Source organism: Pseudoalteromonas sp. 10-33, from assembly GCF_001469195.1.
GTDB lineage: Bacteria > Pseudomonadota > Gammaproteobacteria > Enterobacterales > Alteromonadaceae > Pseudoalteromonas.
Map to the genome: position 1 here is coordinate 202,415 of NZ_LOFI01000025.1, position 12,962 is coordinate 215,376.

Here is a 12,962-nt window from a genome sequence, read left to right on the forward strand (position 1 = left end):
TACAATTACGGCTCTTTAACATATTTTATAAGGTATGCGGGTGGTTAACCTAGGTCAGTTGTTTGGCGAGCTAAAAACGTGCTTAAAAAAAGATCAATTCATCTTCAAAAAACGCCTTCACGGCGTTAAAAAAATCGTCGACGAGACTAAACAAGCCAATGCGCTTGAAAAAATTGCCGCAGATATAACCCGCAGCCAACAATCAAAAGAAAAACGCTTAGCAAATTTGCCACAGGTAACATACCCAGAACAGCTGCCTGTAAGCCAAAAAAAACAAGCCATTAAAGACGCGATAGCAAATAATCAAGTTGTTATTATTGCTGGTGAAACAGGCTCGGGAAAAACGACGCAAATACCTAAAATGTGTTTAGAGCTTGGCCGCGGCGTCGATGGTTTTATTGGCCACACGCAACCGCGTAGGTTAGCCGCTCGCACCGTTGCAAACCGTATTGCCGATGAGATGAAGTGTGAACTAGGTCAACAAGTGGGTTTTAAAATCCGTTTTAGCGATCAGGTTTCTAACAATACATACATTAAACTGATGACTGACGGTATTTTACTTGCCGAAATTCAGCAAGATCGTTTTTTAAATCAATACGACACTATCATTATTGATGAGGCCCACGAGCGTAGTTTAAACATTGACTTTATTTTAGGATACTTAAAAAACTTGCTGCCAAAGCGTCCTGATTTAAAAATTATTATTACTTCAGCAACCATTGACCCAGAGCGTTTTTCTAAGCATTTTAACGATGCGCCAATTATTGAGGTATCGGGTCGTACTTTCCCCGTTGATGTTCGCTACAACCCAATTAGCGATATTAAAAAAGACGATATGGAAGCCGAAGGCGACCAGTTACAAGGTATTTTTGATGCAGTTGATGAGCTATGTGCAGAAGGCCCCGGCGACATACTCATATTTTTAAACGGTGAACGTGAAATTCGCGACACTGCGGATGCGTTGAGCAAACGTAATCTTAAGCACACCGATGTATTACCGCTGTACTCGCGTTTATCAAATACAGAGCAAAACAGAATATTTGCGCCGCACTCTCGCCGTCACATTATTTTATCGACTAACGTGGCTGAAACGTCACTGACCGTGCCTGGCATTCGCTATGTTATAGACCCAGGGACTGCGCGCATTAGCCGCTATAGTTACCGCACAAAAGTACAGCGTTTACCCATAGAGCCTATTTCACAAGCAAGTGCTAATCAGCGGATGGGCCGCTGTGGACGTGTTGAAGCGGGTATTTGTATCCGTTTATATTCAGAGGATGATTTCTTATCTCGCCCTGAATTTACCGACCCTGAAATACTGCGTACAAACTTAGCCTCTGTTATTTTACAAATGCTTGCTTTGGGCTTGGGCGACATGGCGCAATTTCCATTTGTTCAAGCGCCAGACAGTAGAAATATCAGCGATGGCTTAACTCTGCTTGAGGAGTTACAAGCAGTAAAGTCGGCTAAGCGTGATAATAAAACCGCGTTAACGCAATCGGGTAGAGAGTTAAGCCGATTACCCGTTGATCCGCGTTTAGCTAAAATGGTTTTAACAGCGCATAAGCTAGGTGCACTGCGTGAAGTTATTATTATTGTGGCTGCTTTATCCATTCAGGACCCACGTGAACGCCCTCAAGAAAAACGCGCGGCAGCGAATGAAAAACACGGTCGCTTTGATGATCCAGATTCAGACTTTATTGCCTTTTTAAATTTATGGAATTACTTAGAAGAGCAACAAAGTGAGCTGACAAATAGTCAGTTTAGAAAGTTATGCCAAAAAGATTTTTTAGCTTATATGCGCCTGCGTGAATGGCAAGATATTGTTTATCAAATAAGTACTGTGTGTAACGAAATGGGTATGAAGGCAACAAGTGATGCTGCTGATGGCGAAGCAGTACATAAAGCCTTACTAAGCGGTATGCTTAGCCATATTGGTTTTAAAGACGAAAAACAAGCTTATAAAGGTGCGCGTAATAGTCAGTTTCATATTTTTCCGGGTTCGGGTTTATTTAAAAAAGCGCCTAAATGGATTATGTCAGCAGAGCTTGTTGAAACGAGTAAATTGTATGCGCGCACTAATGCAAAAATCGATATCAATTGGGTTGAACCCTTAGCTCAACACCTGGTAAAACGCAGCTATTCTGAGCCCCATTGGGAGAAAAAACCTGGAGCTGTTATTGCCTTTGAGCAACAAACTTTATACGGATTGTTAGTTGTTAATAAACGCCGCTGTGTTTATAGCAATATAGACCCTAAGGTTAGCCGAGAGCTGTTTGTGCGAACTGCACTTGTTGAACAAGAACTTGGTTTAAACGAGCGTTTTTTACAGTTTAATCGTGAGTTAATTGAAGATATACAAGTCCTTGAAAACAAGTCGCGCCGCCGTGATATTTTAGTTGATGAACAAACCTTATTTGAGTTTTACGATAAAAAAATACCAAAAGAAATTAATAATCGAGCCGCTTTTTTAAAGTGGTATAAAACCCAAAAACAACAAAACAAACACTATCTTCACATGACTCGGGATGAGTTAATGCGCCATGGCGCAAACAGTATTACAGAATTTGATTATCCAGATACGTGGCAGCAAGATAATTTAATATTACCGCTTACGTATCACTTTGACCCAGGTCAAGCGGTTGATGGTGTTGCTGTACAAATCCCTGTTGCATTATTAAATCAAGTGCAAGAAACCGGCTTTGATTGGCATATTCCTGCCTTCAGGCACGAATTAATAAGTGGTTTGATTAAATCACTGCCAAAGTCACTTCGTCGTAACTTTGTACCGGCTCCCAATTATGCAGATGCTGTACTTGCAGCGGTAGAGCCAATGCAAGGCACTTTACTTGACGCACTAACTACACGCTTATTGCGAATGACTGGTGTGCGCGTTGACCCTGAAGCGTGGGATTTAACATCACTTGCTCCTCATCTACGTTTACAATTTGAGGTGCGCGATGAGCACAATAAATTACTGGCTCGCGGTTTAGACCTTACGAAGCTCAAGGCAGAGCTTCAAGGAGAGGTAACCGAAACACTTTCAAAAGTAGCTGATGATGGTATTGAAAAAGCAGACTTAACACAATGGAACTTTGGTGAACTGCCTAAGTCTTACGTTAAAAAGCAAGGCCAGTATGAAATAAAAGCGTACCCAGCGCTGGTGGATAAAAAATCAAGTGCTGCGGTTGAGCTATTTGATAACGAAATAAAGGCACAGGCTGCTCACCAACAAGGTCTTCGCCGATTGGTACTATTAAACGTGCCTTCACCAATTAAATATTTACAACAGAATCTACCTAACAAGGCTAAGTTGGGATTGTACTTTAATCCATTTGGAAAAATAGCCGACTTAATTAACGATTGCATTGCTGCAGGCGTTGATAGTTTGTTACTTAAGTATGGCGACATTAGAACAAGCGCTGAGTTTGAAAACGTTAAAGAGGAGATACGTGGCGAGCTAGGTGATGCCGTAGTCGACATAGCAATACATGTTGAACAAGTTCTCAGTATTGCACATGCGCTGCATAAAAAAATGAAAGGGCGGGTTGATTTAACCATGATCACCGCTCATGGCGATATTAAATCGCAACTTGAGTCGTTAATTTTTAAAGGGTTTGTTAGTCAACATGGCGCGACTAAACTCACTGATTTAATTCGTTACTTAAAGGCGATTCAAAAGCGATTAGAAAAACTTCCGGTTGATCCTAATAGAGACAGGTTGTGTGTACTTGAGCTTGATAAAGTGGCCACTGAATATAAAAAGCTAACGAATAAAATACCCAAAGGTATGCCGATACCCAGCGACATAGAAGCGATATTTTGGATGCAACAAGAGTTTAGAGTCTCATTATTTGCACAAACGTTAGGAACGCCTTACCCTATTTCGTCTAAACGAATTTTAAATGCTATAAAAGAAATAGAATAATGCTTGCATTTATTAAGAAGGTTAGTACCTTAAAGGTAGGATTTATTTTTGTTTTGAGAAGGAAACGACATAAGCATGTCCTCGGTGATTGAACCAAAAACAAAACGGCTGCTAGTAGTCGATGACGAGTATTTCAATTATGAAATGCTTGAATCTGCACTAGAGTCTAAATTTGACGTTAGTTATGCTGACTCAGGTCAGAATTGTCTTGCGTCTGCAATTGCCAATCCTCCTGACATTATTTTACTTGATGTATGTATGCCAGGCCTTGATGGTTATGATACATGCAGAATGCTAAAACATACGCCAGAAACTAAAAGCATTCCTGTGGTTATGGTATCAGGCCTTGAGTCTGAGCTTGAGAAAAGAATGGGGTTTGACGCTGGATGTGATGCTTATGTAGTGAAACCATTCGCTATAAGCGCACTGTTAGAGCAAATAAACACAATAGTTTAGAGGGAATTATGTTCACAGAAGATAAACGAAACTATAGACGCATGCAGGTAAACGCTACTGCTATGCTTACAACTATTGAGCCAGTTGCAGGCTTAACATATACCGCTGAATGCGTAGACTTAAGTGCAACGGGTTTATCGCTGCATTTAGATGATTTGCTAGAACCTGATACACTTTTGTCTGTTGATATTGCATCAACTCATCCAAGTATTGCTCCGTTAAAAGCGACCGCTAAGGTAATACGTGCCAGCAAAGAAGATGATGGCACAATTACAGCAGGGCTTGAGATAATAGAGTTTAATTAACCAATTAAATGTTAATTAATAAACTTTACAAATAAGCCCTTTTAAGTAAAAGCCTTCAGGGTAGCTGCCCGCAATTGGGTGGTCAGCTGCCTGATTTAAACGTTCCATTATTAACAAGTCTTTTCCAGCATCCAGTGCTGCGTCTGCAACTACTTTTTGAAATAAATTTTGTTCCATTAAGCCCGAGCAAGAGAACGTTAATAGTGTGCCGCCCGGCTTTAATATTTGCATAGCGATCATATTGATATCCTTATAGCCTCTGCATGCACCTGTTAGCTGTGCCTTGTTATCGGCAAATTTAGGTGGGTCCATAACGATAGTATCGAATTGTTTACCTTCGTCTCTGTATTGGCGTAAAAGTTTAAATACATCTTGTTTAACAAAATCGACTTTATTTAGATCTAAATTATTATGCTCAACATTACGTTTTGCGGTATCGAGTGCCGGTTGTGATACGTCAACATTAGTAACATGCTTACAGCCACCGCGAAGCGCATAAAGTGAGAATGTACCTGTGTAGCTAAAGCAGTTAAGCACGGTTTTATCTTTTGAAAAACGCTCAAGTGCTGCACGGCTATCGCGTTGATCTAGATAAAACCCGGTTTTATGGCCTTCTAAAATATCTACCTCGAGCTTTAAACCATTTTCTTCAATAAGTACTGGTTGTGTTGGTTCAGAGCCCCAAAGCACACCTTTAATTGGCTCTAAACCTTCTTTTGTGCGTACGTCTACGTCTGAACGTTCATAAATACTGCTGCCAGGAAATATAGCCATCAGTGCGCCTACAATTTCACCTTTATGGCGCTCAGCTCCTGCGCTTAAAAGTTGGCATACGAGCACATTATCAAATTTATCGATTGTCACACCTGGTAAGTAATCAGACTCAGCGGCACATAATCGGTAACCGGTTAATCCACCTTCTTCGATTACTTGACTACGAGCTTCTAATGCACGGCGTAAGCGTCGTTCAAAAAAGTGTTGATCAATAGTTTCTTTTTCGTCAAAGCTCCACACACGAGCTCGAATTTGAGAGTGCGGGCTGTATGCTGCTGTTGCTAAATATTTACCTTCACTATCATGGATGGTGACTGTGTCGCCAAGCCCTGGTTTACCTTTGATCTTTTTAATGGCTTTTGAAAATAACCACGGATGTTTTCTTTTTAATGATTTATCGCGACCAGCTTGTAGGTAAACGGCAGATGACATAAGACTTCTCTGTTGTAGTAAATAAGCGCTGTATTTTAGTCAAGGCAAGGTCAACATACAATGAATGTTTTGCAAGTAAACTGCAAAGCACGGTAAAGTAAGGTTAATTCAATGTGTTAATAAATTTTTGGAAAATACCTTGGTTGAAACTACGTTAACTCCGTCATTACAATTACTTTCTGAGCAATGCCGTGACTTTATTAAATCGCTTATACATGCCGATGTAGCCCATGATATTACCCATATAGAGCGTGTGGTTAGAGTGGCGATACAGCTTTGCAACGCTGAAAAAGCGAATATGGCTGTTGTGCTACCCGCAGCATGGTTGCATGACTGTGTCGCTGTTGCTAAAAACCACCCTGACAGGGCCAAAGCGTCGACTATGGCAGCAGATAAAGCAATTGGGTTTTTACAAGGCTTAGGTTATGACGAAAGGTTGTTTGAAGATATTCATCATGCAATAGCTGCACATAGTTTTAGCGCCAATATTAAAATTAAAACGGTTGAGGCACAAATAGTACAAGACGCAGACAGAATGGATGCCTTAGGCGCTATTGGTATTAGCCGTTGCATGAAAGTAGGGGGCTCTATTAATCGCCTACTTTATAGCGCTGATGATCCATTTTGTACAACTAGAAAGCCAGACGATAATAAATTTACTCTAGATCATTTTTTTATAAAACTTTTAAATATTGCCAAGAGTATGAATACCCCCTCAGCGAAAGAGGAGGCGAATAAACGCACCCACTATATGCACGCATTTTTAGAGCAGTTAAGGTCTGAGGTAGGTGAATAGTATGAGTAACAAAACAATCCCTTTTTTGTCAGGAATTGACCATTGCCATATTAATGTAGATAACTTGCCCAGCGCAGTAGTGTGGTTTGAGCGAGTTCTTGGCTTTAAGGTTATAGAAGAACTTGCCTTTTGGGATGAAACCGGAAAAGGCCCATTAACGTTACAAGATAAAAATGCGACAACACGGTTAGCATTGTTTGAAGGTCAAGTTCGTAGCAAGGGTATCGCGTTTGCTGCAACTGGGGAGCAATTTATTGCGTGGCTTGCGCACTTTAAAGCAATGGATGTAAAAGCAGTATTGGCCGACCACGGTGTTACGTTTTCAATGTATTTTAAAGATGAAAGCGGTAATAGCCATGAAATAACATCTCATGATTATGAATATATAAAGGCGTTTTATCCAGATGTTGAACAAGGTTCGCACAGTGCTAAAAAGGTTTAACTTTCTTGATTCCTTTGTTTAATAGTGAGTATTTCGTCCAGTTTTTCAACTAATAAGTCAATAATAGCTGGGTCGAAGTGGCTACCTGCTTGCTCTTTCATATGTGAAATTGTCTTTTCTACACTCCACGCGTCTTTGTAAGGGCGCTTCGAAGTCAGTGCGTCAAATACATCTGCAACAGCAATAATTCTGCCTTCGATGGATATTTCATCACCTTTTAAACCATATGGGTAACCAGACCCATCCCACTTTTCGTGATGCTCAATTGCTAACTTGTGAGCAAGTTGTAATAGCGGGGAAGATGAGTTAGCTAAAATCTTTGCGCCAATTAAGGCATGCTCTTTCATGTGTTCAAACTCTGTGACAGATAATTTTCCGGGTTTTAATAAAATTGTATCAGGAATACCTATTTTTCCAACATCATGCATAGGCGCTGCTTGATGCAAGAGCTCTGCTTGATTTTCTGACATGCCAATTCCTAAGGCAAGAACTTTACTATACTGACTCATACGAACTATGTGTTCACCCGTATCGGTATCTTTATACTCAGCTGCACGCCCTAAACGTTGAACTAAATCTACATGTGCCTGCTTTAATTGCTCAGCTTGTACTAATGAAAGATGGGTTTTAACACGCGCTCTTACAATTGCAGGGCTTATTGGCTTGGTTATGTAATCAACAGCACCGAATTCAAACCCTTTATACTCGTCACTTTCGTCACCGAGCGCAGTGACAAAAATAACGGGAATATGCGCTGTTTTTGGATTACTTTTAATGTGCTCACATACTTCAAACCCATTCATGTCTGGCATCATAATGTCGAGTAAAATAAGCTTAGGTAACTCTTTTTCAAGTAAAGTTAAGGCCGCTGTTCCAGATTTTGCAAACGACAGTCGGTACTGATCGCCTAATATTTCACGCATCACTTTTAGGTTTGCCGGCTCATCATCAACAATTAATACTCTGGGACTTTGTGCAGAAAAAATCATTTATATACTCATATATCGTTTAGCTTTTTTAGTAATTCGTTTAACTTAACCTGTGCATTATCAAAATCAAATTCATCAAAGGCGTCGGTTATTGCTTGAATATTACTCACGAATGAACCATTTGAACAACTTTGAAGACCACTAAGTGCAGTGTCATTAAATTCAGCATTTCTTGCGGATTCGATGAGTGTTTCACACAATAATTTTAGTTCAGTGTTGGAAGTAACTGTTTGATTATTTTCAGGATTACTGAGTGGTTCAGTTTTTTTGACTGTTAACAACTTAGAAATAATAACCAACTCAGCTTTTATTGCTTTTAAAATATCATCAACGCTATTACCTTGCTTAATAGCTTGCTCTAAGTTGGATAAAAGCTTCATCAACGCAATTAGGCCCAAATTGCCAGAAATGCCTTTTAGTGTATGTATTAAACTATAGCTACTTTGAGAGTTTAGCTGAGGCTCATTTAACAAAAGTTCAAATCGATTATCACTATCGTTTGTAAATTTAGTAATTTCAGTTAGTTGTTTAGATTTAGAGCCCCATAAGGCTAACCCTTTTTTAAAGTCGATATGTTTAGCATTAGGGTCAGTTTGCGCAATTTCTATTTCTTTAGAAACGCCTAAACCCAGTACTTGCGCGATTTCTTGGTTTAGCTGATTAATATCAATCGGCTTATTTGCAAACCCATTCATCCCCGCTTTTTTGGCCGAAAGTTTGTCTTGCTGCAAAACACTGGCTGTTAATGCAATGATTGGGGTGTTTTTCAATTTTTTTTGCTTTTCTAGTTCTCGTATTCTTATAGATGCTTCAATCCCATCACATTCCGGCATATGGATATCCATCAAAATCACATCAAAATCGTGTTGTTGGAAAGTTGCAATGGCCTCAAACCCGTTACTCGCTTTCGTAACAGTATGGTGATCTCTTGAGAGTAATAACGAGAGAAGCTCTGTGTTTTGTTCTATATCGTCAACGACTAATACTCTTAGCGCAGGCAATTGTGTGTGAAGGCCATCAAAATGATCAATTTTATTTTCATCACCCACCTTTAGAGGAAGCGAAAAATAAAAGCAGGTGCCTTTATTTAACTCACTGACTAAATTTATAGTCCCCCCCATAAGTTCAACTAATTGTTTACTTATGGTTGTACCAAGCCCTGTTCCACCAAAGCGACGTGTTGTAGTTCCGTCGGCTTGAACAAAAGGCTGAAAAATAGCGCTTACTCTGTCCGGTGCAATACCAATACCTGTGTCTTGTACTTCAAAAAATAAGTGCCCGTTTTGTGTCGTACTCACTGTTATGGTTATAGAGCCGCGCTCTGTAAACTTAATCGCGTTGCCAATCAGGTTGGTTAATATTTGTCTTAACCTGTCAGGATCGCCGTAGTAAGTGTTTTGCACTGACTCTTTAATAGTTAGATTGAGTATAAGATCTTTCTTTTTTGCCTCTAACCAAAAGGTTGAAATAATACTGTCTATAACGGGTTTAAGGCTAAAATGTACCGCTTCTATTGTTAGCTTGCCACGCTCTAATTTTGCTGAATCGAGTACTTCGTTAAGCAAGCGAAGTAGTGAACGGGCTGCATTATTAACAGTAACAAGATGCTTTTGCTGGTCATGATTTAGCGGTGTATCCATAAGCAAGTCGCTAAAACCTATAATTGAGTTCATAGGAGTGCGTATTTCGTGGCTCATATTAGCCATAAATGATTGCTTAGCTTGTGCGGCTTCTTCAGCTTGGAGTTTAGCTTTTTCGAGTTTGTCTTCGTATTCTTTACGCTCGGTGATATCAATAAGTACGCCGTCTATCCACTGAGCTTTATCTTGGTTATTATAATAAAAGCTACCTTGGTCTAATAGCCATAACACTTTGCCATTTCTGTGACGAATCCTATACTCGATAGAGTATTGACGTTTATCTTGGACTGCTTTTAATACTGCATCCATAACGGCTTGCTGATCTGTTTTTAGAATAAGATCATTAAACTCTAAGCAATGCTCAGTAAATTCATCTGATTGGTAACCTGTTAGCTCTAAAATACTTGGGCTTATAAATAACATACTCCAATTATCATCTAGCCTACATCTAAATACAGCACCTGGCATATTGTTTATTAAAGAACGGTATTTTTGCTCTTTTTCAACAAGGCTGCGTTGTAATTCGCGCTGTTCGGTCAAGTCGGTAATATAACCTACGTATAGAGGAGTTTGTCCGGGCTGGTTAACTTCGCCAATACCGATACGAATAGGGAAAAGATGACCTTCTTTATGCTTTGCAAAAATTTCACGGTTAACACCAAGAACCTTTTCAGAGTAAGTATTTTCAGCATTAGCAAGGTATTGATCGTGATGCTTTGCAATTTTATCATCCATTAACATTTTTATGTTTTTGTTTTTAACTTCTTGCTCTTGCCAGCCAAAAATATAAGTGGCGGAGGTATTAAAACTTAAAATAATTCCTGCATGGTCAATGGTGACTATTGCGTCAATTGCGGTTTCTAGAATGGCATTTAACCGAGACTCATCGGCAGACTTTTCCTCTAACAACATTTTATAGCGAACCATGCCATTTATAACGGCAACCACACTCGTAATTGCTATCGTTGCGGTTGCGACGGCTATTGCAACAAATGTAAGGCCTGCAGACGCATTAGCATCGTTAAATAGTAAAGGCGATGTTGCAACAAAGCGTGTTGCGGCCATGCCCATATAGTGCATTCCTGCAACAGCGAAGCCTAAAATAATTGCGCTTATGGTACGGCTTTGTAGCGCTGTTAATTTAGGGAAAACCTTAGTAAGGTTAAACCGGCTATACAGGGCGATAAATGATAAAGCGACGGCAACAAAGAGCGATAAAACAAAGGTAAGTGGGTCGTAGCGTAACAAAGGCGCCAACTCCATAGCGGCCATGCCGCTGTAATGCATTGTACCTATGCCAGCGCCTAATAATACAGAACATAAACCAAGTATTTTGAAGGTCGCTTTTTTGTTAATTAAAATAGATACAGCAAATTGGCAAGCAAAAAAAGCAGGGAGAAAAGATAAAATAGTTATTGTTGGGTCGTATTTGATATTTGTGCACAGAGAGAAGGCCAGCATACCGATAAAGTGCATACTCCAAATGCCTGCTGAAAATATTGCTGCGGCAGTGAATTTTGCTAAACGCCTATAATTATAAAATTTTGTTTCTTTTGCTAAATCAATGAGCCTAGTTGTAAAAAAAGAGGCGAATATCGCTATTAAAATAGATATAGATACTAAAAGTGGGTCATATACCCCGTTAATTATCAGGCTAGGGTCATGGTCTGTTACAAAAAACGCAGATAGCATATTGGCTCAAAAATTAGTCTTTAAGTGAGTAGTTTAATATAATTATCATATAAATAAATACTTAATTGACGAGTGCGGTATAAAAGGTGAGTTCGTTTCAATTTTTAACGTATAGTTTTCAAGTTATTATTTTTTATATTTATTTTAAGTAAAGTTAATAATTAAAATGAAAAATAAGCAGGGTAAAAACCAATAGCGTTGAAACGGGCCAAAGAATTAAATTAATGAGAGAAAGTAGTGTTTGATTATCAACTTAAAAAAAGTAAGCGCAGAAAGACAGTGGCTATAAAAATATATAATCAAACAGTAACCGTATTCGCACCTCATTATGTGCCGATAAAACAAATCGATAGTTGGTTACTCGAAAAGCAACATTGGATAGAAACACAATTAAAAAAGCAGCTTAATGTAATAGACACTAAACAGTACCCAATTGAGAAAAATAAAATAAAGATTTTTTCTGAGTCGGTTGAATTAATTTTTCGTGAAGGCCCATCATCTGACGTGAAAGAGCATAATAACGCGCTATATGTTACACACTCTAGTCGTGTAAAAAATTATAAAAATAAATATGAGAGTTTAATTAAACGCTATTTAGAAGAAAAGTTAGCGGCTTATGTGGAAATGCGTATTGCTTTTTATTGTGAAAAAATGGATGAGGTGTTGCCGAAAAAATTAACGTTAGCTGTTTACAAGCGTCGTTGGGGCAGTTGTAACAGTAAGCGAGAATTGTCGTTTAATTTACATTTAATAGGAGCACCTCATAGAATTATTGATTATGTAATAGTGCATGAGCTTGCTCATTTAAGGTATTTAAATCACAGTAAGCAATTTTGGGACAGAGTAGAGATTTTTTATCCAGACTATAATGTTGTGGTCAACTAATTCCGGACAGTAAATTAAGTTTTTCTTCTGCTATAGCAGGGGCAACCATTTGGTTGTGGCTATGTGGCCTGCGCCAGTTATAATAATTCATTAAATAATAGCTAATATCTTTTTCAGCTTCTTGGTAATTACTATAACCTAACGAAGGAACCCATTCCGTTTTTAAGCTTCTAAATAGGCGCTCCATCGGGGCATTATCCCAGCAATTTCCTCGGCGGCTCATACTTTGTTCTATACGGTAACGCCACAGCCTTTGTTGAAACCTTTTTGCGCTGTACTGACTGCCTTGGTCTGAATGAAACATAAGCCCAAGTGGCTTGCCTCGTTGCTCGTATGCTCTATCTAATGCTTTAATAACTAAGTCAGTATCAGGCTTATCTGACATTGCCCAGCCAACCACACGACGAGCAAATAAGTCGATAATAACAGCTAGATAAGACCATTTATTACCTGTCCAAATATACGTAATATCCCCACACCAAACTTGGTTTGGGCCATCAACGTCAAACTCACGGTTAAGTATGTTTGGAATATCTAGCCGCTCCACCGTCGCTAATTTATATGAATGAGGCCCTGGTTGTTTGCATACCAATCCCAAGTCACGCATGATGCGGCGTACCTTA

Annotated in this window: 10 protein-coding genes; 6 read left to right on the forward strand and 4 right to left on the reverse strand. The window is 39.2% G+C overall.

Features of this window, described 5'->3' with window-relative positions:
* The first annotated feature begins 40 nt into the window (after nucleotides 1-40).
* From hrpA to ATS76_RS15000, 3 genes are all read left to right on the forward strand, one after another.
* Nucleotides 41-3,928 (forward strand): ATP-dependent RNA helicase HrpA, encoded by a 3,888-nt coding sequence (hrpA, locus tag ATS76_RS14990; protein WP_201023511.1) that lies wholly within the window; start codon nucleotides 41-43, stop codon nucleotides 3,926-3,928.
* A gap of 75 nt (nucleotides 3,929-4,003) precedes the next feature.
* Nucleotides 4,004-4,384, forward strand: a complete 381-nt coding sequence (locus ATS76_RS14995; protein ID WP_058552726.1) for a response regulator — start codon at nucleotides 4,004-4,006, stop codon at nucleotides 4,382-4,384.
* Between the two features lie 8 nt (nucleotides 4,385-4,392).
* Nucleotides 4,393-4,689 (forward strand): PilZ domain-containing protein, encoded by a 297-nt coding sequence (locus tag ATS76_RS15000; protein WP_039036718.1) that lies wholly within the window; start codon nucleotides 4,393-4,395, stop codon nucleotides 4,687-4,689.
* A 15-nt stretch (nucleotides 4,690-4,704) separates the two neighbouring features.
* Here the strand turns inward: ATS76_RS15000 and ATS76_RS15005 are convergent, their stop codons facing one another.
* The gene (locus ATS76_RS15005; RefSeq protein WP_058552727.1) at nucleotides 4,705-5,895 is read right to left on the reverse strand and encodes a class I SAM-dependent methyltransferase; all 1,191 of its coding nucleotides are present in this window, start codon (nucleotides 5,893-5,895) and stop codon (nucleotides 4,705-4,707) included.
* Between the two features lie 139 nt (nucleotides 5,896-6,034).
* Here ATS76_RS15005 and ATS76_RS15010 point away from each other — a divergent pair, with 139 nt between their 5' ends.
* Both ATS76_RS15010 and ATS76_RS15015 read left to right on the forward strand, forming a co-directional pair.
* Complete coding sequence (locus ATS76_RS15010) at nucleotides 6,035-6,691, forward strand: HD domain-containing protein (protein WP_058552789.1); 657 nt, start codon at nucleotides 6,035-6,037, stop codon at nucleotides 6,689-6,691.
* Nucleotide 6,692: 1 nt separating this feature from the next.
* Nucleotides 6,693-7,133, forward strand: a complete 441-nt coding sequence (locus tag ATS76_RS15015) for a VOC family protein (protein ID WP_058404678.1) — start codon at nucleotides 6,693-6,695, stop codon at nucleotides 7,131-7,133.
* On the opposite strand, the gene ATS76_RS15020 is transcribed toward ATS76_RS15015, so the two are convergent.
* Both ATS76_RS15020 and ATS76_RS15025 read right to left on the reverse strand, forming a co-directional pair.
* Nucleotides 7,130-8,122, reverse strand: coding sequence for a response regulator (locus ATS76_RS15020; RefSeq protein WP_058552728.1), 993 nt, complete (start codon nucleotides 8,120-8,122; stop codon nucleotides 7,130-7,132). The two genes, ATS76_RS15015 and ATS76_RS15020, sit on opposite strands and share 4 nt — an antisense overlap.
* Before the next feature lie 8 nt (nucleotides 8,123-8,130).
* On the reverse strand, nucleotides 8,131-11,454 hold the full coding sequence (locus tag ATS76_RS15025) for an MHYT domain-containing protein (protein WP_058552729.1): 3,324 nt from the start codon (nucleotides 11,452-11,454) through the stop codon (nucleotides 8,131-8,133).
* A 237-nt stretch (nucleotides 11,455-11,691) separates the two neighbouring features.
* On the opposite strand from ATS76_RS15025, the gene ATS76_RS15030 reads away from it, so the two are divergent.
* Nucleotides 11,692-12,339, forward strand: a complete 648-nt coding sequence (locus ATS76_RS15030; RefSeq protein ID WP_058552730.1) for a M48 family metallopeptidase — start codon at nucleotides 11,692-11,694, stop codon at nucleotides 12,337-12,339.
* On the opposite strand, the gene ATS76_RS15035 is transcribed toward ATS76_RS15030, so the two are convergent.
* Nucleotides 12,332-12,962, reverse strand: a 631-nt coding sequence (locus ATS76_RS15035) for an IS3 family transposase (RefSeq protein ID WP_152995655.1), incomplete at its 5' end; no start/stop codon positions are given. The two genes, ATS76_RS15030 and ATS76_RS15035, sit on opposite strands and share 8 nt — an antisense overlap.

Excerpts from the sequence above, each read along its gene's own strand:
- ATS76_RS14995 (WP_058552726.1), top strand. The coding sequence starts at position 4,004 with ATGTCCTCGGTGATTGAACCAAAAACAAAACGGCTGCTAGTAGTCGAT.
- ATS76_RS15000 (WP_039036718.1), top strand. The coding sequence starts at position 4,393 with ATGTTCACAGAAGATAAACGAAACTATAGACGCATGCAGGTAAACGCT.
- ATS76_RS15005 (WP_058552727.1), bottom strand. The coding sequence starts at position 5,895 with ATGTCATCTGCCGTTTACCTACAAGCTGGTCGCGATAAATCATTAAAA.
- ATS76_RS15015 (WP_058404678.1), top strand. The coding sequence starts at position 6,693 with ATGAGTAACAAAACAATCCCTTTTTTGTCAGGAATTGACCATTGCCAT.
- ATS76_RS15020 (WP_058552728.1), bottom strand. The coding sequence starts at position 8,122 with ATGATTTTTTCTGCACAAAGTCCCAGAGTATTAATTGTTGATGATGAG.
- ATS76_RS15025 (WP_058552729.1), bottom strand. The coding sequence starts at position 11,454 with ATGCTATCTGCGTTTTTTGTAACAGACCATGACCCTAGCCTGATAATT.